Origin of the sequence: Streptomyces sp. NPDC097595 (assembly GCF_044761525.1) — a bacterium.
GTDB lineage: Bacteria > Actinomycetota > Actinomycetes > Streptomycetales > Streptomycetaceae > Streptomyces > Streptomyces drozdowiczii_A.
This window is the reverse complement of record NZ_JBIWCN010000007.1, coordinates 25,697-48,630: the sequence shown is the minus strand read 5'-3', so window position 1 is coordinate 48,630 and position 22,934 is coordinate 25,697. Positions and strand designations below refer to the sequence as shown.

Sequence of the window (22,934 nt, the reverse complement as noted above, 5' to 3'; positions counted from 1 at the left end):
GTGCAGGATCTCCCCGCCAGTGACGAAAACTTTTCCGCGGCTAGGGCGTGTCCGCCGCCCGTTCGACATCGGCGAGCAGATCGCGCGGGAACCACAGACTGCTCGCGCCCGCCAGGGCGACCGCCGCCGCCCCGATCAGCACCGGCACGATGCCGACCCGGGAGGCGAGCCACCCTCCCGCGAAGGCGCCGACGGGCAGGGTGGCGGTCAGGACCGCCTGGAGGAATGAGTTGACGCGGCCCAGCAGATGAGGCGGGGTGATGAGCTGCCGCCCCGTGACCATGGCGATCGACCACACGGTGGCCATCAGCCCGGACAGCAGCTCGTACAGCACCAGCACCGGGAACGCCAGCCCCAGGGAGGCCGCGGGGATAAGGAAGAGGGCTGCCCCCGCCCCCAGGGCGCACACCTGGATGGCCCGGGCCATGCCCAGCGCACGGGTGGCCGCCGTCGCGACGAGCACACCGGTCCCCATGCCGACAGCGTACGCGGCGTACACCGTACCCAACTGCCATGTAGGGAGCCTCAGTTGCTGGTCCGCGTACAGGATGAACAAACCACTGCCCGCACCACCGCCCAGGTTTAGGCCGGCCGCGGCAAGCGCCTGACGACGCAGCAGCGTCTCGCGCCGGATCACCGTCAGCCCTTCCCTGAGGGCGTCGATCCTGGACTTCGGGTTCGCGTCGGCGTCGTTCACCGACCGGTTCAGCACCATCGGCAACGCGAGGAACAGGCCCCCGCCGATGACGTAGGCGACGCACTCCACCAGCAGCGCCGGCGCCGGGTCGATGATGCCGATCAGGATGCCGCCCAGCGCCGGCCCCCCGATCAGGCCGATCGTCCGGGCCCCGGCGAGCGAGGTATTGGCCGGCAGCAGCTGCTCCGAGGGCACCACGCGGGGCAGACAGGACTGCAGGGCCACGCTCTGCGTGGAGTTCAGGGTGCCGGAGACGGCTGCCACGGCGAGGAGGTGCGGCCAGGTCAGTCCGTCCGAGGCCGCCGCGAGCGTCAAGCTGCCGATGACGGGGACCTGGGCCCAGGTGGTGGTCACCAGCAGACGGCGCAGCCGGGTTCGGTCGACGGCGACCCCGATCAGCGGACTCAGCACGACAGCGGGCAGATAGGTCATCGCCATGAGCGTGGAGGCGCCCAGCGGACCGGCGTTGAGATGGGCGATGGCGAGCAGCGGAAGCGCCAGGGCGGTGACCTGTCGCCCCACCGAACTCGTCAGCTGCTCGATGACCAGGAGCAGCAGCGGACGGTGCCGGCGCAGCGGCACGGGCCACCGGTCTGGGGGCGCCGGTGCGGGCGGGCCGGACGCCGAGGGTGGGGACGGTTCAGTGGTCGAGGATGATCCCATGTATCAGATTCCTGTGTCGGACACGGGCCAGTGGCGGGGCAGTCGGTTGCAGGCAGCTCTCGAAGGTGGCCACCAGATCGTGGTGCCTAGCGGCCGTCGACCGGCACATCCGTAACGGTTCAGCCGTGGTATCCGTGAACTTTCTCGGCCAGTACCCCACATACCGGAACAGGACGAGAAAACGTTCGCATGTACTGCCAACTACCACTGTCACGTACCGTAACCACCGGCTACGGAACAGAGCCAACCAATCAATGTAACTCCTGATCAAGGAAGATGCATCGATATCCAGCGACAACCCCGGGCCGCGCCGACGCGGGTCGGGCGTGGTTCGTTGTGGCTCCACTGCCACCGCGCATCACGCCAGGGCCCGGCAGTCCAATTACGGTCCGAGGTGCACGTACGCCGCCCACACCTCGACGGCTTCCGGCCGTTCGTAGCGACGCTCCCGCACCGCCGTATGGCGGTGGGAGCCCGCACCGCGAGGGCCGCACCTCGGCCGGGCGTAGATTGAACGTTCAATGCGGATCACCCGCGGCCGCCGGCGGATAGCCGGGGGCGGGGCGGTCACCGTCAGGAGGAGATGGGTGTGGAGGACGCCACGGCGACGAGTCCAGTGGTGCGGGAACCGGCGATGACCGATGTCGCGCGGCTCGCGGGCGTGTCCCATCAGACGGTGTCCCGGGTACTCAACAGCCACCCCAATGTGCGCGAGCAGACCCGGCTCAGGGTGCTCGCGGCGGTGAAGGAGCTGGGCTACCGGCCCAACCGTGCGGCGCGCGCCCTGGTGACGGGGCGCTCCCAGCTGATCGGCGTGATCGCCCAGAACTCCACGCTGTACGGACCCTCCTCGCTCCTGGCCGCCTTCGAGATCGCCGCCGCCCGCCAGGGCTTCGCGGTGAGCGTGCACCGGGTGCCCGAGCTGGGGCAGTCCTCGATCACCGCCGCCGTCGAGCGCCACCGCGACGAGCGCGTGGCCGGGATCGTGGTCATCGCGCCCACCGCGTCGGCCGACGCCGCGCTGGCCGCGGTGCCCGCCGAGGTCCCCCTGGTCACCATCGACGGCGACCCCGAGCGCGGCGCGCCGATGGTGGCCGTCGACCAGGAGCAGGGCGCGTACGAGGCCACGAAGCACCTGCTGGAGGCGGGCCACGAGACGGTGTGGCACATCTCGGGCCCGCCGGACTGGTTCGACGCGGCGGGCCGCATCCGGGGCTGGCGCCGGGCGCTCCAGGAGGCCGGGGCGGAGGTGCCGCCGGTCAGCACGGGCGACTGGTCCGCCGCCTCCGGGCACCGGGCGGGGCAGATGCTGGCCCGGATGCCCGAGGTCACCGCGGTCTTCGCGGCCAACGACCACCAGGCACTCGGCGCCCTGCGCGCCATGACCGAGCGGGGGCGTTCGGTCCCGGACCAGGTGAGCATCATCGGGTTCGACGACGTGCCCGAGTCGGCGTTCTACTCGCCGCCGCTGACCACCGTGCGCCAGGACTTCGGCGCCGTCGCCACCACGACGCTCGACCTCCTGCTCGGGCTGATCAACGGTGCCGAGACGAAGGGCGCGCAGCCCGTGATCACCCCGGAGCTCGTCCGCCGGGAGAGCGTACGGCCACCCGCCGGCCGCTGACCCGGTCCGCCGGCGCCCGGGCAGGTGTGCCGTGCGGTGGTGTCACGCGGCTCCGGGGTTGCCGTAGTAGGCGTCCGGGCCGTGCTTACGGGTGAAGTGGCGGTCCAGCAGGTGCTGCGGGGGTTCCACCGTGCCCAGGGCGATGGTGTGCAGGGCCATCTCCGCCACCGCCTCGCAGATGATGGCGTGCTCCAGGGACTTGGTGGCGTCGGCGCCCCAGGTGAACGGACCGTGGTGGGCGACCAGGGCGCCGGGCACCTCCCCGGCCCGGGTGTCGTCGCGCTCCAGGAGGTCCACGATGACCTGCCCGGTGTTGTACTCGTAGTCCTCGGCGCACTGCTCGGGTGTCAGCGCGGCGGTGACCGGGACGGGCCCGTTGAAGGTGTCGGCGTGGGTGGTGCCGAGCACCGGGATCGGACGCCTGGCCTGGGCGAACGCGACGGCGTGGGTGGAGTGGGTGTGGGTCACCCCGCCGATCGAGGGGAACGCCAGGTAGAGGCTGCGGTGCGTCTCGGTGTCGGTGGACGGGCGCAGCCGGCCCTCCACGACGCTGCCGTCGGCCAGCGAGACGACGACGAGGTCGTCGGCGCCCAGCGCGTCGTAGGAGACCCCGGACGGCTTGATGACGAAGACACCGGCCTCCCGGTCGACTCCGCTCACGTTGCCCCAGGTGAGGGTGGCGAGCCCGGCCAGGGGGATGCGGAGGTTGGCTTCGAGCACTTCTCGGCGCAGCTCGTTCGATACGGTCCCGGCCACGGAGGGCTCCGTCCTGGTGGAGGTGTCGGCGGCGGTCACAGGCTCTGGGCCAGCCGGTGGTACGCCTGGTTCCAGCGCAGTTCGCGGGTGAAGCGGCGGATGGTGGTGTCCCGGTCGATGACGGCGAGTTCGGTGCGCAGCATCTCGGCGAGGTCTTCCAGCTCCTCGCCGCCGACTGCGGTGGTGAGGACGGTGTGGTGCGGTGCGCCGGCCGTCAGCCATGCCTCGGTGGAGGTACGCAGGTCGGGGCTGGGCCGCCACACGGCGCGGGCGACCGGCAGTTTGGGCAGCGGCTCCGGCGGGGTGACGACGTCGATGTGGTTGGCGACGAGCCGGAAGCGGTCGCCCATGTCCGCGAGCCCGACGACCACGGCGGGCCCGGGGGCCGCGTCGAAGACCAGCCGGACCGGGTCCTCGCGGCCGCCGATGGAGAGCGGGTGGATCTCGCAGCTGGGGGTCGCCGTGGTGAGCGAGGGGCAGACCTCCAGCATGTGGGCGCCGAGGATGAGCTCCTGGCCGGGTGTGAGGTCGTAGGTGTAGTCCTCCATGAACGACGTGCCGCCGGGCAGCCCGTGCGCCATGGCCTTGAGGGTGCGCAGCAGGACGGAGGTCTTCCAGTCGCCCTCCCCGCCGAAGCCGTAGCCGTCGGCCATCAGGCGCTGGACGGCGAGCCCGGGGAGCTGGCGCAGCCCGCCGAGGTCCTCGAAGTTCGTGGTGAAGGCGCGGAAGCCGCCCTCGGTGAGGAAGGCGCGCAGTCCGGCCTCGATGCGGGCGGCGTAGCGCAGGGAGTCGTGGCGTTCGCCGCCCGGTCGCAGTTCGGGGGCGAGGGTGTAGAGGTCCTGGTATTCCTTGACGAGTGCGGTGACGGTGTCCTCGTCGGCGCCGTCGACGGCGGTGACCAGGTCGTTGACGCCGTAGGTGTTGACCGAGACACCGAACCGCAGCTGGGCCTCGACCTTGTCGCCCTCGGTGACGGCGACGTCGCGCATGTTGTCGCCGAACCGGGCGAGCTTGAGATCGGCCAGCTCGGCGCGGCCCACGGCGGCGCGTGCCCAGCCGGCGATGCGGTCGACCACCTCGGGGGTGGTGACGTGGCCGGCGACGGTCTTGCGGGGGACGCCGAGGCGGGTCTGCACGAAGCCGAACTCGCGGTCGCCGTGGGCGGCCTGGTTCAGGTTCATGAAGTCCATGTCGATGGTGGACCAGGGCAGTCGGCGGTTGGCCTGGGTGTGCAGGTGGAGCAGGGGTTTGCTGAGCGCGTCGAGGCCGGCGATCCACATCTTGGCCGGGGAGAAGGTGTGCATCCAGGCGATGAGGCCGATGCACCGGTCGTCGGCGTTCGCGTCGAGACAGACCCGGCGGATGGCGGCCGCGTCGGTGAGGACGGGCTTCCAGACCACGCGCACCGTCATCTGCGGCTGGTCCGCGAGGGTGTCGCGGATGACCCGTGACTGGTCGGCGACCTGGGCCAGGGTCTCGTCGCCGTAGAGGGACTGGCTCCCGGTGAGAAACCAGATCTCGCGGTCGGGCTGGGCGAGCGTCATGTCGGGTGTGCTCCTCGTTGTACTGGAAAGACAGGTCCGTGCCGGTCAGCCGGCGGTGGCGGTGCGCGCGGTGTTGCGGATGCGGCGCAGGCGGTGCAGGAGGAGGTCGGCGCCGGTGCCGAAGTGGTCGTGCAGGGCGCGGTATTCGCGGAACAGCGCGTCGTAGGCGTCCGCCCGGCCGGGGTCCGGGGTGTACGCGTGCCGCTGGACGCTGCCCATCGCGGCGGCGGCGGTCCGGACGTCCGGGTGGGCGCCTGCGGCGACGGCGGCGTGGATGGCGGAGCCGAGGGCGGGCCCCTGCTCGGAGGTGCCGAGGGAGACGGGGCGGCGCAGGACGTCGGCGTAGATCTGCATGAGGAGGGCGTTCTTCTTCAGGCCGCCGGTGACGATGAACTCCTCGACGGGGATCCCGCCGTCCTCGAACGCCTCCACGATCACCCGGGTGCCGTAGGCGGTGGATTCGAGGAGGGCGAGGTAGACGTCCTCGGGGCGGGTGTCGAGGGTGAGCCCCGCGACGACGCCGGAGAGGTGGTGGTCGACCAGGGTGGAGCGGTTGCCGTTCATCCAGTCCAGGGCGACCAGGCCGTGCGCCCCGACCGGCTGCCCGGCGGCCTTGCGGGTCAGCAGCTGGTGCAGGTCCTCGTCGGCGTCCCTGGCCTCGGTGCGGTAGTCGTCGGGTACGCCCTGCCGGAGCCACCAGGCGAAGATGTCGCCGACCGCGCTCTGCCCGGCCTCGTAGCCGTAGGCGCCGTCCACGATGCCGCCCTCGACGACCCCGCAGATGCCGGGGACGTCGGCGAGGGTGGCGCCGTTCAGCACATGGCAGGTGGAGGTGCCCATGATGGCGAGCAGGCGGCCGTTCTCGACGGCTCCGGCGGCGGGGGCCGCCACATGCGCGTCGACGTTTCCGGCGGCCACGGCAATGCCCTCGGGCAGACCGGTCCAGGCGGCGGCGCGGCCGCTGAGCCCGCCGACGCGGGAGCCCAGGGGCGCGAGCGGGTGGTCGAGGCGGGTGGCGGGGAAGTCCGCGAAGTCCGGGTGGAGTTGCCCGAGGAAGGCCGGCGAGGGGTAGGCCCCGTCCTGGTGGATGCCCTTGTAGCCGGCGGTGCAGGTGTTGCGCGATTCGGCGCCGGTGAGCTGCCAGACGATCCAGTCGGCCGCCTCGATCCAGCGGGCGCAGGCGGCGTAGACCGCGGGGTCCTCCTCCAGCACCTGGAGGGCCTTGGCGAACTGCCACTCGGAGGAGATCCGGCCCCCGTACCGGCTGATCCACTTCTCGCCCCGGTCGTGCGCGAGGGCGTTGATGCGGTCGGCCTGCTCCTGCGCGGCGTGGTGCTTCCACAGCTTCGGCCAGGCGTGCGGGCGGTCGGACCATTCGGGGAGCAGGGCGAGCGGGATGCCCTCGGCGGTGGCCGGCAGGACCGTGCAGGCGGTGAAGTCGGTGGCGATGCCGATGACGCGGGCCGGGTCGACCCCGGCCGCCTCGACCGCCGCCGGGACCGCGGTGCGGAGCACGTCGCGCCAGTCCTCGGGGTGTTGCAACGCCCAGTCGGGGGGCAGGGGTGCGCCGGTGAGCGGGAGGCGGTCCTCGATGACGGCGTGGCGGTAGTCGTGGACCGCCGAGCCGAGTTCGGCGCCGTCGCGGACCCTGACCACCACGGCGCGCCCGGACAGGGTGCCGAAGTCCACCCCGACCGTGCAGGCGTCGGGGTGGTGACGTCCGGCGGGGCCGGAGGAGGCGTGTGGCGTCACAATGCGGTCTCTCTCGTCGGGGGTGAGCGGGGCGACAACAGCCCTGGTTGATTGTTAGCGCTCACAATCCCTGGGGGCAAGGGTTGCGTGCACACTTGTCGTCACCGGCCGACCCGGCGACGACACCCGACTCCGCGCGTAGCGCGGTCATCCGGTTGAACCTGCGGGATGCGCCACGATTACCTCCCTTTCCTCCGGTTACGGCCGTGCACCGGCGCAAGAAAAGACGTCGAGGACCCTTGCACGGCTTGGATGCGAGCGCTAACAATCGAGCTCCACCAAGGCCGCCGCCACGACGGGATTGTCAGGTAATGCCCATGAAGAACTTCCGAGCCGCGTCCGCCCTCGTGGCGGTGACCACCGGCTGCGCCCTGCTCCTCACCGCATGCGGACAGAACAGTGAGGGGGGCAGCCAGGAGGGGAAGGACAAGAAGGACCTCACCATCGGCATCGCGATGCCCACCAAGTCCTCCGAGCGGTGGATCGCCGACGGCAAGAACATGACCGCGAGCCTGAAGAAGGCCGGATTCGCGACCACGCTCCAGTACGGCGAGGACGACCCCGACCAGCAGGTCGCCCAGATCGAGAACATGATCACGCAGGGCGTGGACGCGCTGGTCGTGGCCGCGATCAACGGCGAGGCCCTGTCCAACGTCCTCCAGCAGGCCGCGGACGCCGACATCCCCGTGATCTCGTACGACCGGCTCATCCTGGGCTCCCCGCACGTCGACTACTACGCCTCCTTCGACAACGAGAAGGTCGGCGAGCTCCAGGCCACGTACATCGTCGACAAGTTGGGGCTGAAGGACGGCGCGAAGAAGGGCCCGTTCAACATCGAGCTGTTCGCCGGGTCGAACGACGACAACAACACGAAGTACTTCTTCGACGGCGCCATGAAGGTGCTGAAGCCCTACTTCGACAAGAAGCAGCTGGTCGTGCGCTCCAAGCAGACCCGGCTCAACCAGGTCACCACCCTGCGCTGGGACGGCGGCACCGCGCAGAAGCGCATGGACGACCTGCTGACCTCCGCGTACTCCACCGCACACGTCGACGCGGTGCTCTCCCCGTACGACGGCATCTCCATCGGCATCCTGTCCGCCCTGAAGTCCGACGACTACGGGAGCAAGGCCAAGCCGCTCCCGGTCGTCACGGGTCAGGACGCCGAGGTCGCCTCGGTGAAGTCGATCATCGCGGGCCAGCAGACCCAGACCGTCTACAAGGACACCCGTGCCCTGGCCCAGGTCGCGGCGGACATGGTGACCGCGGTCCTCAACGGCAAGAAGCCCGAGGTCAACGACGAATCGACCTACAACAACGGCAAGAAGGTCGTGCCCGCCTTCCTGCTCGACCCGGTCAGCGTCGACAAGTCGAACTACCGGAAGGTCCTGGTCGACTCCGGCTACATCGACGCCAAGGAGCTCGGGTGACCGCCGCGCCCGAATCCCCCGCCGCGCCAGGGCCGGTCCTCGACATGCGGTCCATCGTCAAGACGTTCCCCGGCGTCCGGGCGCTCTCCGAGGTGACCCTCTCCGTGCGGCGCGGCGAGGTGCACGCCCTGTGCGGGGAGAACGGCGCCGGCAAGTCGACGCTCATGAAGGTGCTCTCCGGCGTCCACCCGCACGGCTCGTACGAGGGCGAGATCCTCTTCGACGGCGAACCGTGCCACTTCAAGGACATCCGCGCCAGCGAGCAGCGCGGGATCGTCATCATCCACCAGGAACTCGCGCTCGTCCCCCATCTGTCGATCGCCGAGAACGTCTTCCTGGGCAACGAGCCGGCCCGGCGCGGGATCATCGACTGGCGCGAGTCGCTGCGCCGGGCGTCCGCGCTGCTCAAGCGGGTCGGTCTGGACGACCATCCGGAGACCCGGGTCGCCGACATCGGTGTCGGCAAGCAGCAGTTGGTGGAGATCGCGAAGGCGCTGGCGAAGGACGTCCGGCTGCTGATCCTGGACGAGCCGACCGCCGCGCTCAACGACGAGGACAGCGCGAAGCTGCTGCGGCTGATGCGGGAGCTGAAGGACCAGGGCATCACTTCGATCATCATCTCGCACAAGCTGAACGAGATCGCCCGGATCGCGGACTCCGTCACCATCCTGCGCGACGGGCGGTCCATCGAGACCCTGGACGTCAACGACCCGGCCACCACCGAGGAACGCATCATCCGCGGCATGGTGGGCCGGGACCTCGACAGCCGCTTCCCCGACCGCACCCCGTACACCGGCGAGACCGACGCCCGACCCGCCCTGGAGATCCGGGACTGGACGGTGCGCCACCCCCTCGACCGCAGCCGCAAGGTGGTCGACGGGGTCTCGCTCCAGGTCCGGCGCGGCGAGATCGTGGGCATCGCCGGGCTCATGGGCGCCGGCCGGACCGAGCTCGCGATGAGTGTCTTCGGGCGCTCGTACGGGCATTACGAGCGGGGCTCCGTGCTGCGGGACGGCCGCGAGGTGCGTACCCGTACGGTGCCCGAGGCGGTTGCGCACGGCATCGCGTACGTCACCGAGGACCGCAAGCACTACGGTCTCGACCTCGGGGACTCGGTGGGCCGCAACATCTCGCTCGCCTCGCTCGGCACCCTCGCCCGGCGCGGTGTGGTGGACGGCCACGAGGAACGCAAGGTGGCCGAGCGGTACCGGCGGAGCATGAACATCAAGACGCCGAACGTCCTCGAACCGGTCGGCCGGCTCTCCGGGGGCAACCAGCAGAAGGTCGTCCTCAGCAAGTGGATCCTCACCGGTCCGGACGTCCTCGTCCTGGACGAGCCCACGCGCGGTGTGGACGTGGGGGCCAAGTTCGAGATCTACACCGTGATCGACCGGCTCGCCGCCGAGGGCAAGGCGATCCTCTTCATCTCCTCCGAGCTGCCCGAACTGCTCGGCATGTGCGACCGCGTGTACACCATGGCCGCCGGCCGGCTGACCGGTGAGGTCGCCCGCGAGGACGCCACCCAGGAAGTGCTGATGCGGCACATGACCCAGGACACCACCCCCGTACCACCCGAAGGACAGCAGTCATGAGCACCGACGTCAGCACCCACACGAAGGCCACACCACCCTCGGGCGAGGGCGGTCCACCGCCGTCGGGAGTCCCGGTCGTCCGGGTGCTCCTGGACGGCGTCCGGCGGAACATGCGCCAGTACGGCATGCTCTTCGCGCTCGGTCTGATCGTGCTCCTGTTCCAGGTCTGGACGGGGGGCGACCTGCTGCTGCCGCGCAACGTCTCCAATCTGGTGCTCCAGAACAGCTACATCCTGATCCTGGCCATCGGCATGATGATCGTCATCATCTCGGGGCACATCGACCTGTCGGTGGGCTCGCTGATGGCGCTGGTCGGAGGCGTCGGGGCGGTGCTCATGGTCGAGCACCATCTCGCCTGGCCGGTCGCCGTGATCCTCACTCTGCTCCTCGGGGCCGTCGCGGGAGCGCTCCAGGGCTTCTTCATCGCGTACGTCGGCATCCCGTCGTTCATCGTGACGCTCGCGGGCATGCTGCTGTTCCGGGGGCTGACGGAGATCTTCCTGAAGGGCCAGACGCTCGGCCCGTTCCCGGAGGGCATGCAGCGGGTCGCCAACGGCTTCCTGCCCGAGGTGGGGCCGGAGACCAACTACCACAACATCACCCTGCTGCTGGGCCTGGGGCTGGCCGCGTATGTGGTGTTCCAGGAGCTGCGGGACCGCCGGCGGCAGCGCGAGTTCACGTTGGAGACCCTTCCGGCGAGCCTGTTCGCGCTGAAGGTGACGGCGCTGGTCGCCGCCGTGCTGGTCACCACCCTGCTGCTGGCGAGCTACAAGGGCGCGCCGGTGGTGCTGCTGATCCTGGCCGTGCTGCTGGTCGGCTTCGGTTACGTCATGCGGAACGCGGTGATCGGCCGCCATGTGTACGCGATCGGCGGCAACCTGCCCGCCGCGAAGCTGTCCGGGGTCAAGGACCGCAAGGTGACCTTCGCGGTCTTCCTGAACATGGGGATGCTCGCGGCGCTGGCCGGTCTCGTCTTCGCGGCGCGCTTCAACGCGGCCTCGCCGAAGGCGGGGGTGAACTTCGAACTGGAGGCCATCGCGGCCGCGTTCATCGGTGGTGCGTCGATGAGCGGCGGTGTGGGCACCGTGCTGGGTGCGATCATCGGCGGCCTGGTCCTCGGTGTGCTCAACAACGGGATGAACCTGGTGGGGGTCGGCACCGACTGGCAGCAGGTCATCAAGGGCCTGGTGCTGCTGGCGGCGGTCGGCTTCGACGTGTGGAACAAGCGGAGGGCGGGCGCCTGACCCGCGGGGGATGGTTGGTGCCGCCGGTCCGGGCCGGCGGCACCAACCGTTCCCGGAAGTCGATTGCGCAGATGATCACGCTCTGCTGAGATCACCGAATGCTCGGTCTCATACTCCGCGTTCTGCCCTTCTGGGTACGCGAACCCCTGCTCATCCTGGGCGGCTCCCTCTTCGGCGTAGGCATGGTGTTCAACGCCGTCACCGAATCCGAGTCCCGGTGGATCATGGCCGGTCTCGGCGTGGCCCTCCTCGCCCTCACCGCGTTCCGCATCCGTACGGTGCGCCACGCCTGGCGCGCCCGCAGGGAGGCGGCCGGCGCCCCGGCGCCGCAGGTGCAGCCGCGCCCTGTCGACGGTCCGGCGGCGCCGGCGAAGAAGGGGCCCAACACCGCGGCCCAGGTCTTCGTGGCCCTGGCCCTGGTCGGTGCGCTCGTGGGCGCGGTGTGGCTGGCTCCCCGCGTCACGGGGGACGGCACCGCCGCTGCCCGGAAGCCCGCCACCTGCTCGGACAACGACCCCGGGAAGAAGCTGCCGAAGGCGTACGCCCGGACGCCGGGCGCGGTCACCGGCAACGAGCTGTGCAAGGCGCTCAACCGCTCCGACCTGGCGGACCTCCTCGGCACGCCCGGTGAAACGCCGCTGGTGGCGTACGGCAACAGCGGCACCGCGTCCCTGACCGCCGACAAGGTCGCCGAATCGGAGGCCCGGGTCCAGTTCGACACGTACACCGTGGAGTTCTCGGCCACGTACAACCACCTGACGGTCGCCCAGTACGCGAAGGTGCTGGCGCCCCAGACGATGGACCACCGGACGGACAAGGTCCTCGGCCGGCCCGCGGTCTTCACCTCCGACCACCTCATGCAGTTCCGTATCGGGGGCGAGGGATCCAGCAGCACCGCCACGGAAGGCCCCCTGGCGAGGACGCTGACCGTGGCCCTCGACCGCAAGGACCCGGGCGGCACCTTCGACTTCACGGTGTGGAGTAAGTCCGGGGCGGTCCTGCCCGAGGACGACGTCATCCTCGGCATCGTGGAGAAGATCCTCCCGACGCTCCCCGGACAGCCCGGCTGAGCCGAGGCGCCGGCCCCTACGCCTCCGGCTCCCAGTCCCGGAGCAGGTCGAACAGCTTCCCGTCCCCGTCGATCCGCAGGGCCTCCGCCGGGATCCGGTCGTACAGATAGAGGACCAGGTCGCCGGCCGGACCCCGGGCGGCCACCCCGGCCGTGCCGGCGCCCTCGGCGGTGGGCGCGGGAATGCGGTCGGGGCGGGCACCATCGGCGTCGACCACGAGGCGCCAGGAGCGGCCCTCGGAGGCGTGGAAGTCGAAGGCGGCCGGCGCATGCGGCCAGGGGCTCGGCGTCGCGACGCAGGTGAACAGGAACTCCTCGACACCGTCGAGCCCCACCTCCTCCGGCAGCGGCTCCGGTGTACCCAGGGCGCACTGGGCGTCGTACGTGTGCACCGCGCTCTCCTGCACCCGGTGGCGGGCGACACCCCAGGCGTTCTGCGGTGTCCGGGCCGGCGCCCACCAGGTCCAGCAGCCGTGCTCCGGACCCGCGTCCCGGAGCGCGTCGAGCAGTTGCCCCGTGGACTCGGCGAGCCAGGCCACCACCGCTTCCGGGTCGCGCGGCGCGACGAGGGCGGCGCGGGCGACCAGGGCCTCGGCGGGCGGGGCGGCGGCGGGGCCGGCCCGGACGATGTCGGCCCAGTAGCGGTCACCGCCGCCCAAGTGCTGGGCGAGGTCGTACAGATCCCAGCCGGGGCAGCCCGGCACGGGCGCGTCGAAGCCTGGCGCGGAGGCTATCGCGGCGCGGAAGGCCGCGGACCGCTCGTCGATGAGCCGCAGCAGGGTGGTGAAGTCATGAGGTGAGGTCACCGGGACTGCCTATCACCGAGATCCACGCACCGGACACCGATTTACGCGCCCGCGCCTCGCCCGCGCCCCGCCCGCGCCCTCGACCGCCTCCCTAAAATTTTGCCCGGGCTGCAAAATTGCATAGCATGCACCTTCATGAGCGACGACCCGCCCCTGGGGCTGCGTGAACGCAAGAAGCGCGCCACGCGTGACGCCCTGGCGGGCGCGGCGCTGCGGATGGCCGCGGACCGGGGCTTCGAGCAGGTGACCGTGGAAGCGGTCACGGATGCCGTCGGGGTCTCCGTACGCACGTTCTTCAACTACTTCCCGTGCCTGGAGGACGCGATCACGCGCCCCGTCCAGGAGACCGCCGAACGGACCCGCCGGGCCGTGCTCAACGCCCCAGAGCACCTGACCGCGCTCGACGCCCTCAGCGAGGCCATCGCGCAGGAGCTCGCCTCCATCGAGGAGGACCACGAGCGCTGGGAGCTCCAGATGGAGGTGCTGAAGAAGAGCCCGGCGCTGCTCCCCAACTTCCTGGCCGCCCGGGGCGCCGACGAGACCGCGATGGTCGCCGTCGTCGCCGAGCGCCTCGGCCAGGACCCCGAGACCGACCTCTATCCCCGGCTCCTCGCGCATGCGGCCGTCGCCGCCGTGCGGGCCGCCGTCGAGGTCTGGGTGGCCACGGGCCGTACCCGTACCTTCCAGAGCCTGTACCGCGAGGCGTTCGCCTCGCTGGCCGCCGGCCTGAAGGGCTGAGCCCCCACCGCACCACCCTCCGCGCCCGTACCACTGGGCGCGGAGCCAGTCACCAGAGAATGAGGAACGTCAGCCGATGACCGCTGCCGTCACACCCGAAACCGGCGCCGCCGGTAAGACCGAGGGGGCCGCGTCAGGCATGACGCGCCGCCAGATACTCCAGGCCATGTCGGGCCTGATGGCCGGCATGTTCGTCGCCATCCTGGCCTCCACGGTCGTCTCCAACGCCCTGCCCCGGATCATCGCCGACCTGCACGGCACCCAGTCCTCGTACACCTGGGTCGTCACGGCCGAACTCCTCGCCATGACGGCGACCGTGCCGATCTGGGGCAAGCTCTCCGATCTGTACGACAAGAAGCTGCTCATCCAGCTCTCGCTGTCGATGTTCGTGGTCGGCTCGCTCGTCGCCGGCTTCTCGCACAGCGTGGGGCTGCTCATCGTCAGCCGTGTCGTGCAGGGCATCGGCGCGGGCGGTCTGACCGCGCTCGCCCAGGTCGTGATGGCGGCGATCATCCCGCCGCGCGAACTCGGCCGCTACTCCGGCATCTTCGGTGCCGTCTTCGCCGTCGGCACGGTCGCGGGTCCGCTCATCGGCGGGGTCCTGGTGGACACGTCCTGGCTGGGCTGGCGCTGGTGCTTCTTCATCGGTGTGCCGTTCGCGCTGCTCGCGATCGTGCTGCTCCAGCTGACCCTGAAGCTGCCGACGATCCGCCGCGAGGTGAGGATCGACTACGTCGGTGCCGTACTCATCATGAGCGGCGTCAGCTCGCTGCTGCTGTGGGTGACCCTCGCGGGCAACAACTTCGACTGGGCGTCCTGGCAGACCGCCGCGCTCGTCTCCGCCGGTGTGGTGCTGCTGGCCACCGCGGTCTGGGTCGAGTCCCGGGTCGCGGAACCGATCATCCCGCTCGACATCTTCCGCAACCGCACGGTGGCGCTGACGACCGTGGCGAGCCTGCTGGTCGGTGTCGCCATGTTCGGCGGCACGGTGTTCCTCTCGCAGTACTTCCAGATCTCGTTGGGCAAGTCCCCGACGATCGCGGGCCTGATGAGCCTGCCGATGATCCTCGGTCTGATGGTCTCGACGACCGTGGCCGGCCAGATCATCTCCGCCCGGGGCAAGTGGAAGGGCTTCCTCATCGCGGGCGGCGTCATCATGACCGCGGGCATGGGGCTGCTCTCCACGATCGGCGCCGACTCCTCGTTCGCCCTGCTCAGCGTCTACATGGTGGTCCTCGGCGTCGGCGTCGGCATGCTGATGCAGAACCTCGTCCTGGCCGCCCAGAACGACGTGCCCGCCTCCGAACTGGGCGCGGCCACCTCGGTCCTGTCGTTCTTCCGCAGCCTCGGCGGCGCCATCGGTACGAGCGCGCTCGGCGCGGTTCTCGGCCACCGGGTGGCCGAGGAGCTGAAGAAGGGCTTCGGCGGGGCGGCCGGCGGCGGCACCGGCGGCGGGGTCCCCGAGCTCAGCAAGCTGCCGGAACCGGCGCGCGTCATCGTGGAGAACGCGTACGGCGTCGCCACCGCCGACGTCTTCCTGATCGGCGCCCCCTTCGCGTTCCTGGCACTCGTCGCGGTCCTCTTCATCAAGGAGAAGCCGCTGCGCACCCAGAGCGGCATGGAGCGCCTGGCGGAGGAGACGGCGGCGGCCCAGCCGGCCGCGCACTGACCCCCCGTCCGGGGCCCGTTCACGGTGAACGGGCCCCGGACGGCTTCCGCGCCGCACCACCTGTCATGGTGTCGAGATGACCGACCCCTCCCCCTCGCCCGCCGACCTCTTCCCCGACCAGTTCGCCCGCACCCGGCGCTTCTCGCTGGGCGTGCCCCGGCAGTTCACCGTCTCCCCGGACGGCGAGCGGGTCCTCTTCGTCCGGGGCACCTCGGGCACCGACCCGGTGAGCCGGCTCTGGCTGTACGAGAACGGCACGGAGCGGATGCTCGCCGACCCGCTCGGACCGGGCTTCGCGGAGGACGACCCCGGCGAGGTCCCGCCTGAGGAGCGGGCCCGGCGCGAGCGCGCCCACGAGACCTCGTCCGGCGTCGTCTCGTACGCCACCGACGCCTCGGTGCGCCTGGCGGCCTTCGCCCTCGCGGGCACCCTCTGGCTCGTCCCCACGGACGGCTCCGCACCCCGCCGGCTGCCCACGGCCGGCCCCGCCGTGGACCCCCGCCCCTCCCCGGACGGCTCGCTGATCGCGTACGTCTCCGGCGGCGCGCTGCGTACGGTACGGGCGGACGGCACCGGCGACCGCGCGCTCGCCGGCCCGGACGGCGCGTCCCTCACGTACGGCCTGTCCGACTACGTGTCGCAGGAGTCCATCGGCCGTCCGCGCGGCTACTGGTGGTCCCCGCGCGGCGACGCCCTCCTGGTCGCCCGCACCGACACCTCCCGCGTCCGGCGCCACTATCTCACCGACCCCGCCCACCCCGAACGGCCACCCCGCGAGCTCGCGTACCCGGCCGCCGGGACCCCCAACGCGAAGGTCTCGCTGCACCTCGTGCGGCTCTCCGGCGAGCGCACCGCCGTCCGCCTCCCCGAGGCGGCGGGCGACGGGCACCCCGAATCCGCCTGGACGGACCGGGCGTTCGAGTACGTGGTGGCGGCGGGCTGGGACGACCGGGGCCCGCTGGTCTCCGTACAGACCAGGGACCAGCGCTCGGTGCACGTCCTGGCGGTGGACGAGGCGACCGGGGGCACGACGACCGTGCACCGCGCCCACGACCCCGCCTGGGTGTCCCTGCGCCCGGGCACCCCGCTGCGCCTGCCGTCCGGCGCGCTCGTCGTCCCCGCGCATCCCGGCGGCGACACCCAGGGCCTGGACATCGGCGGTGCCGCGACGCCCCCGGGCCTGGAGGTGCGCGAGGTGCTCGGGGCGGCGGACGGGCGGGTGTACTTCACGGGCGGCGAGGAGCCCACGGAGGTCCACGTCTGGTCGTACGACGCGGCCGGGGGCGGCCTGGCTCGGGTCTCCGGCACGCCCGGTGTGCACACCGCAGCGGCCGGCGGCCCGGTGGTGGTCCTCGACAGCCGGACGCCGGAGGGCCAAACGGTGACCGTGCTGCGGGACGGCGTGGAGGCGGGCCGGATCGCCGTCCTGGCCGAGGAACCGCTCGTCACCCCGCGCCCGCTGGCCCTGAGCCTCGGCGCGCGCGAGCTGCGCAGCCGCCTCTACCTGCCGTCCTGGCACCGGCCGGGCGACGGACCGCTGCCGGTGCTGCTGAGCCCGTACGCCGGTCACGGCATGCAGGTCGTGCTGAAGGTGCGGACGTGGTGGACGGCGGTGGCCCAGTGGTTCGCCGAGCAGGGGTTCGCGGTCCTCGTCACGGACGGGCGCGGGACGCCGGGGCGCGGCGAGGCGTGGGAGAAGTCGGTGCACGGCGACCGCCTGACGGCCGTCCTGGAGGACCAGATCGACGCCCTGCACGCGGTGGCCGCCGACCGCCCGGAGCTGGACCTGACCCGGGTGGCGATGCGCGGCTGGTCGTTCAGCGGGTACCTCGCGGCGGCTGCGGTGCTCCGGCACCCGGAGGTCTTCCACGCGGCGGTGGCGGGCGCGGCCCCGGCGGACCGGCGGCTCTACGACACCCACTGGGAGGAGCGCTTCCTGGGCCACCCGGACGTGCTGCCGGAGAACTACGACCGCAACTCGCTGCTGGACGAGGCCGCTTCGCTGACCCGCCCGCTGATGCTGGTGCACGGGCTCGGCGACGACAACGTCACCGTGGCGCACACGCTGCGGCTCTCCTCGGCCCTGCTCGCCGCCGGCCGCCCGCACACGGTGCTGCCGCTGTCCGGGGCCGGTCATCTGGTGGGCCGGGACCGCACGGCGAGCGGGCTGCTGCGTCTTGAGCGGGACTTCCTGCGGAGGTCGTTGGGGGTCTGACGGCCTGGCTGGGGTCAGCTTTCCGGCAACATGGGCTCGTCCAGCCCACGCCCCGCCTCACGCAGGGCCGCGACCGCCGCGCGGACCGAGGGCCGCCGGTCCGCGTCCGTCCGCCACACCGCGTGGACATGGCGGCGCATCCGCTGGCGCACCGGCACCAGCCGCACCCCGTCGGGCACCGGACCCCGCCCCAGCCGGGGCGCCACGCACACGCCCATCCCGGCGGCGATCAGTGCGAGTTGCGTGTGGTGCTCGCCCGCGAGGTGGGCGATGCGCGGTTCGATGCCCTTGGAGCGGAGCGTGAACATCAGCCAGTCGTAGCAGAATTCGCCCTCGGGCCAGGACACCCAGTCGTCGTCCGCGAAGTCCTCCAGGTCCACTTCGGACCGGTCGGCCAGCGGGTGGTCCGCCGGCATGGCGATGTCCGGTGCGTCGTCCAGCAGTTCGGCCCGGGTCAGGCCGCCGGGCACCGGGAGCCGCTTGTTGCTCCAGTCCAGGACCACGGCGAGATCGATGTCGCCCCGGAGCACTGCCCGGATACCGGCCTCCGGCTCCAGTTCCAGGGTGCGCACCCGCAGTTCGGGGTGGCCGGTGCGGAGGGCGAGCAGCGTGGCGGGGAAGAGGCCGCGCGCGGCCGTGGGGAAGGCGCCGAGCCGGATCTCCCCCACGACCTCGCCGCGCTGGGCCTCGATGTCGGACTGGGCCAGCTCGACCTGCGAGAGGATGCGGGCCGCGTGGTCGGCGAGCAGCCGCCCCGCGTCGGTGAGCCGCACCCCGCGCCCGTTCCTGGCGAGGAGTTGCTGGCCGACCTCGCGCTCCAGCTTCGCCATCTGCTGCGAAACGGCCGACGTCGTGACGTGCAGCCCTTCGGCGGCGCCGCTGACCGAACCGAGCCTGGCCAGGGCGTCGAGGGTGCGCAGGCGCTCCAGGTTCAACATGTAAGCGATGCTACGCGAATCCGCGCACACATTCTCACTTGTGCTACGAGGTTGAGGCGGCGATCGTTGTCACCATGAGCGCCCCGACCGCACCGAGAACCACCCCCGAGCCGTGCCCGTCCCCGGCCGTACCGCCGCCCTCCACCAACACCCCCGCCGCCTCCGGCCTCGCCCGCCGCCCGGCCCTGGACTGGCGGCTGCGGTTCGCGGCGCTCTCGCTGATCTGGGGCTTCAGCTTCCTCCTGATCAAGGTGGGGACCGACGCGTACGCCCCGTTCCAGGTGACCCTGGGTCGGCTCCTGTCGGGCACGGCGGTCCTGGCGGTGGTCATGGTGGTCAAGCGGGAGCGGCTGCCACGCTCGGCCCGGACCTGGGGCCATCTGGCGGTGGCGGCGTTCTTCCTCAACGCCTTGCCGTTCTCCCTGTTCGCCTACGCCGAGCTGTCCATCCCGTCCACGCTGGCGGGCATCTGCAACGCGACCTCGCCGCTGTGGGGCATGGCACTCTCGCTCGTCGCCCTCTCGGAGGACCGGCCGACCCGCCGCCGCGTCGCCGGTCTCGGCCTCGGCTTCCTCGGCGTCCTGACGGTGCTCGGCGCCTGGCAGGGCTTCTCCGGGCTGGACTTCAGCGGCACGGCGATGGCGCTCCTGGCCTCGCTGAGCTACCCCATCGGCTGGATCTACGTGCGCCGGACGCTGGCCGGCAGCGGCGCGTCGACCCTCGCGCTCACCGGCAGCCAGCTCTTCCTGGGCACCGTGCAACTCGCGTTCGTCACCCCGCTGTTCACCACCGTCCCCGACAGCTTCCCGGTCGTGCCCACCCTCGCCGTCGTCGCGCTCGGGGCGCTGGGCACGGGCCTTGCGGTGCTGCTCCAGTACGGCCTGGTCAACGAGGTCGGGCCGACGACCGCGCAGATGGTCACCTACTTCATTCCGGTCATCGCCACGGCGGCCGGAGTGGCGGTGCTCGGGGAACAGTTGAGCTGGAACACCCCCGTCGGCGCGCTCGTCGTCCTGGCCGGCGCCGCGCTCACCCAGAGCAGACGGCGCGCCTGAGGGACGGGGGCTCCGTCCGCAACGAGGGGCCTCACCCGTAGCGCCGGGGCCTCGGCCGTGGCTCCCGGGCCTCACCCGTAGCTCATCGGCCTCGCCGGTCCCGCCGCCTGCGCCACCGCGTCGGCCAGCGGTCCGATGTCGGCGTCGGTGAGCGGGGAGACGGTGATCCGGACCGCCTGGGGCGCGGCGATACGGAACCGGGCCCCGGGCGCCACCGCCCAGCCCGCCTGCAACAGCCGGGCCACCGCGCCCGTCTCGTCGCTCACCGGCACCCACACGTTCATCCCGCTGCGGCCGTACGCCGGGACGCCCCGCTCCGCCAGGGCCAGGACGAGGGCGTCCCGGCGGCGGGCGTAGGACCGGGCCACCTCGCGCGCGTCCACGGCGCCGGTGCTCCACAGGTGCACCACGGTCCGTTGCAGCAGCCGGCTGACCCAGCCGGGCCCGAGCCGCTGGCGGCCGGCCACCCGGTCGACCGTGACCGCGTCCCCGGTCAGCACCGCGACCCGCAGGTCCGGCCCGTACGCCTTGGCCACCGAGCGGACGAACGCCCACCGGCCCGTGGCCCCGGCCAGCGGGTACAGCGGCTGGTCCACGATGGCGTGGCCGTGGTCGTCCTCGATGAGCAGGACGTCCGGATGCCGGGCGAGGACCGCCCGCAGCCGCCCCGCCCGGTCCTCGGAGACCGTGGCCCCGGTCGGATTCTGCGCCCGGTCCGTGATCACGACCGCCCGCGCGCCCGCCAGGAGCGCCGCTTCGAGCGCGTCCGGCAACGGCCCGTCCTCGTCCAGCGCCATCGGCACGGGCCGCATGCCGAGGGCGGGGACCAGGTCCAGGAGCCCGCCCCAGCCGGGGTCCTCGACCGCGACCCGGTCACCGGGCCTTAGGTGGGCGGAGAGCACCCGCTCGATCGCGTCCAGCGAACCGGAGGCGGCCGCCACCGGTCCGGCCGGCACCCCGTCGGCGTCCATCGCGGCCCGGGCGAGCGCGGCGAACTCCGGGTCCACGGCCGCCTCCCCGTACAGCCCGGGCTCGCGTGCGTACCTCTCGGCGACCGAGGCGAGCGCCTCGCCCAGGCGCGGGAGCAGCGCCGGATCGGGGCTGCCGTCGCCCAGGTCCCGCACCCCGGGCGGCGCCTCGACCCGCATCGAACCGCGCGCGGTGCTCGCGGGGCGCGGTCTGATCCGGCTGCCCCGGCGCCCGGCGGTCTCGATCACCCCGCGCTCGCGCAGGGTGCGGTAGGCCGCCGCGACGGTGTTCGGGTTCACCTCCAGACGGGCCGCCAGCTCCCGCATGGGAGGCAGCACATGACCCGGCGGCAGCTCACCCGAAGCGACGCCGCGCTCGACGCTCGCGGCAATTTCCTGTGCACGCCGTCCACTGATCCGATACTCTCCTAGCACAAACAACAGTATGCACTAGTGCAATGGAGTGCGCAATGCCGGAGACCGTTTCCCAGCAGACCACGTCCCCGGACGCCTCATCCGGCTACGAGCCGACGGACCGCACCGTCCCCACCCGGTCGCGGGACCGCGCCGCGTACGACCGGGAGACGGTCCACTCGATACTCGACGCCGCCTACCTCTGCCACCTCGGCTTCGTGCGCGACGGCGCGCCGGTCGTCCTGCCGACGCTCTTCGGCCGGGTCGGCGAGCGGCTCTACGTACACGGCTCGACCGGCTCGCGGCCGCTGCGGGCGGCCGGGGGCGGCGACGAGGGGCTGCCCGTGTGCCTGACCGTGACCCATGTCGACGGCCTGGTGCTGGCCCGTTCGGCCTTCCACCACTCGCTCAACTACCGGTCGGTGGTCGTCCACGGCACCGCGTACACCGTGACCGATCCGGAGGAGCGGCGCATCGCCCTGGACGCGATCGTGGACCAGGTGGTGCCGGGCCGCTCGAAGGACTCGCGCCCGGCCGACGACAAGGAGCTGGCCGCCACCGCCGTCGTCCGGCTCGACCTGCGGGAGGTCTCGGCCAAGATCCGCACGGGCGGCCCGAACGACGACCCCCGGGACCTCGGCCTGCCGTACTGGTCCGGCGTCGTCCCCGTCGCCCCGGCCCACGGCACCCCGGTCCCGGCGGACGATCTGGACCCGTCGATCGCGGTACCGGCGTACCTGCCCTAGCGGCGGGCGTCCGCGCGATCCACGACGACGTCCGGCGCTCCCGCCCCCGCCCCCACCCCCGAGGCCACCGGACCGGAGGGCGGCCGGGGGGTGGACGACTGGGCGATGAGGGCGCCGGCCAGGACGAGCGCGCCGCCGATGAGCTGCGGGGCGGCCAGGTGCTCGCCGAGGAGGATCCAGGCGAGCACGGTCGCGATGACCGCTTCCAGGCAGGCGACGACGCCCGCGACGGCCGGTGAGAGCAGGCGTACGGAGATCACCCCGGTGACGTACGCGATGACGGTGGCCAGCAGCACGATCCAGACGAGCAGCAGCCAGGCCGGCACCGCGGCGCCGTCCATGACCGTGTCCCCGCCGAGCACCGACCAGTCCATGCCCCAGGGGCGGGCGATCACGGTGAGCACGAGGGCGCCGATCAGCAGGCCGTACGCGATGACGCCGACCGGGTGCGGGGGTTCGGCCCCGCCGCCCTGGTCGGAGAGGACGAAGTAGCCGACCTGGCAGCAGGCCGCGCCGAGCGCGAGGACCAGGCCGACCACGTCGAAGCTCAGCCCGGCCCACACTTCGACCACGCAGGCGAGTCCGCCGGCCGCGAGGACGACCCCGAGGGCAGCCGCCCGCGTGACCGGGCGCCGCTGCACGAAGCGCACCCAGCCCAGGACGAGCGCCGGGGCGAGGTATTCCACCAGGAGCGCGACGCCCACCGGGATACGGGAGATGGCGGCGAAGTAGCAGGCTTGCACGCCCGCGACGGCGAGCAGCCCGAAGCCGAGCAGGAGCACAGGCCGGTTCCGCACCAGCGCCCGGTGGCGCCAGGCCACCGGCAGCATGACGAGCGCGGCGCCCGCGACGCGTAGCCAGACCACGTGGAGCGGGTCGAGCCCCGCCTCGATCAGCGGCTTGGCCGCCACTCCCGAACCACCGAATGCGAAGGCCGAGGCGAGGGCGAGTCCCAGGCCGGCGCTTCTCCCCTGAGACGCGTGCATCGGCACATCATGACAGCTGCGGTCAGGAGCG

18 protein-coding genes are annotated in these 22,934 nt (G+C 72.1%); 10 read left to right on the top strand and 8 right to left on the bottom strand.

Features of this window, described 5'->3' with window-relative positions:
• Nucleotides 1-40 precede the first annotated feature (40 nt).
• Entirely contained in the window at nucleotides 41-1,279 is a 1,239-nt protein-coding gene (locus tag ACIQZN_RS13185; RefSeq protein WP_403991758.1) for an MFS transporter, read from the bottom strand.
• A gap of 664 nt (nucleotides 1,280-1,943) precedes the next feature.
• On the opposite strand from ACIQZN_RS13185, the gene ACIQZN_RS13180 reads away from it, so the two are divergent.
• On the top strand, nucleotides 1,944-2,984 hold the full coding sequence (locus tag ACIQZN_RS13180; RefSeq protein ID WP_403991755.1) for a LacI family DNA-binding transcriptional regulator: 1,041 nt from the start codon (nucleotides 1,944-1,946) through the stop codon (nucleotides 2,982-2,984).
• A 42-nt stretch (nucleotides 2,985-3,026) separates the two neighbouring features.
• Here the strand turns inward: ACIQZN_RS13180 and araD are convergent, their stop codons facing one another.
• From araD to araB, 3 genes are read right to left on the bottom strand one after another with little or no spacing between them, the layout of a single operon-like run.
• The gene (gene araD, locus ACIQZN_RS13175; RefSeq protein ID WP_403991752.1) at nucleotides 3,027-3,740 is read right to left on the bottom strand and encodes an L-ribulose-5-phosphate 4-epimerase AraD; all 714 of its coding nucleotides are present in this window, start codon (nucleotides 3,738-3,740) and stop codon (nucleotides 3,027-3,029) included.
• Nucleotides 3,741-3,775: 35 nt separating this feature from the next.
• Entirely contained in the window at nucleotides 3,776-5,284 is a 1,509-nt protein-coding gene (gene araA / locus ACIQZN_RS13170; protein ID WP_403991749.1) for an L-arabinose isomerase, read from the bottom strand.
• 45 nt (nucleotides 5,285-5,329) lie between these two features.
• Entirely contained in the window at nucleotides 5,330-7,036 is a 1,707-nt protein-coding gene (gene araB, locus ACIQZN_RS13165) for a ribulokinase (RefSeq protein WP_403991746.1), read from the bottom strand.
• 317 nt (nucleotides 7,037-7,353) lie between these two features.
• On the opposite strand from araB, the gene chvE reads away from it, so the two are divergent.
• From chvE to ACIQZN_RS13145, 4 genes are all read left to right on the top strand, one after another.
• Entirely contained in the window at nucleotides 7,354-8,463 is a 1,110-nt protein-coding gene (gene chvE / locus ACIQZN_RS13160; RefSeq protein ID WP_403991743.1) for a multiple monosaccharide ABC transporter substrate-binding protein, read from the top strand.
• Between the two features lie 44 nt (nucleotides 8,464-8,507).
• The gene (mmsA, locus tag ACIQZN_RS13155) at nucleotides 8,508-10,055 is read left to right on the top strand and encodes a multiple monosaccharide ABC transporter ATP-binding protein (RefSeq protein WP_403992303.1); all 1,548 of its coding nucleotides are present in this window, start codon (nucleotides 8,508-8,510) and stop codon (nucleotides 10,053-10,055) included.
• Entirely contained in the window at nucleotides 10,052-11,299 is a 1,248-nt protein-coding gene (mmsB, locus tag ACIQZN_RS13150; RefSeq protein ID WP_403991740.1) for a multiple monosaccharide ABC transporter permease, read from the top strand. The genes mmsA and mmsB overlap by 4 nt, the downstream gene beginning before the upstream one ends.
• A gap of 98 nt (nucleotides 11,300-11,397) precedes the next feature.
• Nucleotides 11,398-12,369 carry a DUF6215 domain-containing protein gene (locus ACIQZN_RS13145; protein ID WP_403991737.1) on the top strand — a complete coding sequence of 324 codons (972 nt, stop codon included), beginning with the start codon at nucleotides 11,398-11,400 and terminating at the stop codon, nucleotides 12,367-12,369.
• Between the two features lie 16 nt (nucleotides 12,370-12,385).
• On the opposite strand, the gene ACIQZN_RS13140 is transcribed toward ACIQZN_RS13145, so the two are convergent.
• Entirely contained in the window at nucleotides 12,386-13,174 is a 789-nt protein-coding gene (locus ACIQZN_RS13140) for a maleylpyruvate isomerase family mycothiol-dependent enzyme (RefSeq protein ID WP_403991734.1), read from the bottom strand.
• A 135-nt stretch (nucleotides 13,175-13,309) separates the two neighbouring features.
• On the opposite strand from ACIQZN_RS13140, the gene ACIQZN_RS13135 reads away from it, so the two are divergent.
• The 3 genes from ACIQZN_RS13135 (at nucleotide 13,310) to ACIQZN_RS13125 (ending at nucleotide 17,796) form a co-directional block, all read left to right on the top strand.
• Nucleotides 13,310-13,912 (top strand): TetR family transcriptional regulator, encoded by a 603-nt coding sequence (locus tag ACIQZN_RS13135; protein WP_403991731.1) that lies wholly within the window; start codon nucleotides 13,310-13,312, stop codon nucleotides 13,910-13,912.
• 76 nt (nucleotides 13,913-13,988) lie between these two features.
• The gene (locus ACIQZN_RS13130) at nucleotides 13,989-15,581 is read left to right on the top strand and encodes an MDR family MFS transporter (protein WP_403991728.1); all 1,593 of its coding nucleotides are present in this window, start codon (nucleotides 13,989-13,991) and stop codon (nucleotides 15,579-15,581) included.
• A gap of 76 nt (nucleotides 15,582-15,657) precedes the next feature.
• Nucleotides 15,658-17,796, top strand: a complete 2,139-nt coding sequence (locus ACIQZN_RS13125; protein WP_403991725.1) for a prolyl oligopeptidase family serine peptidase — start codon at nucleotides 15,658-15,660, stop codon at nucleotides 17,794-17,796.
• 14 nt (nucleotides 17,797-17,810) lie between these two features.
• Here the strand turns inward: ACIQZN_RS13125 and ACIQZN_RS13120 are convergent, their stop codons facing one another.
• A complete protein-coding gene (locus ACIQZN_RS13120; protein ID WP_403991722.1) occupies nucleotides 17,811-18,734 on the bottom strand; it encodes a LysR family transcriptional regulator in 924 nt (307 codons plus the stop codon).
• Between the two features lie 74 nt (nucleotides 18,735-18,808).
• Here ACIQZN_RS13120 and ACIQZN_RS13115 point away from each other — a divergent pair, with 74 nt between their 5' ends.
• Nucleotides 18,809-19,789: a DMT family transporter gene (locus ACIQZN_RS13115; RefSeq protein WP_403991719.1), complete on the top strand. Its 981-nt coding sequence runs from the start codon at nucleotides 18,809-18,811 to the stop codon at nucleotides 19,787-19,789.
• Nucleotides 19,790-19,860: 71 nt separating this feature from the next.
• Here ACIQZN_RS13115 and ACIQZN_RS13110 read toward each other — a convergent pair whose 3' ends face one another.
• Entirely contained in the window at nucleotides 19,861-21,192 is a 1,332-nt protein-coding gene (locus ACIQZN_RS13110) for an aminotransferase class I/II-fold pyridoxal phosphate-dependent enzyme (RefSeq protein WP_403991716.1), read from the bottom strand.
• Between the two features lie 35 nt (nucleotides 21,193-21,227).
• Here ACIQZN_RS13110 and ACIQZN_RS13105 point away from each other — a divergent pair, with 35 nt between their 5' ends.
• Nucleotides 21,228-21,917, top strand: a complete 690-nt coding sequence (locus ACIQZN_RS13105) for a pyridoxamine 5'-phosphate oxidase family protein (protein ID WP_403991714.1) — start codon at nucleotides 21,228-21,230, stop codon at nucleotides 21,915-21,917.
• Here ACIQZN_RS13105 and ACIQZN_RS13100 read toward each other — a convergent pair.
• Nucleotides 21,914-22,903, bottom strand: a complete 990-nt coding sequence (locus ACIQZN_RS13100) for an EamA family transporter (protein ID WP_403991711.1) — start codon at nucleotides 22,901-22,903, stop codon at nucleotides 21,914-21,916. The two genes, ACIQZN_RS13105 and ACIQZN_RS13100, sit on opposite strands and share 4 nt — an antisense overlap.
• Nucleotides 22,904-22,934: the final 31 nt, after the last annotated feature.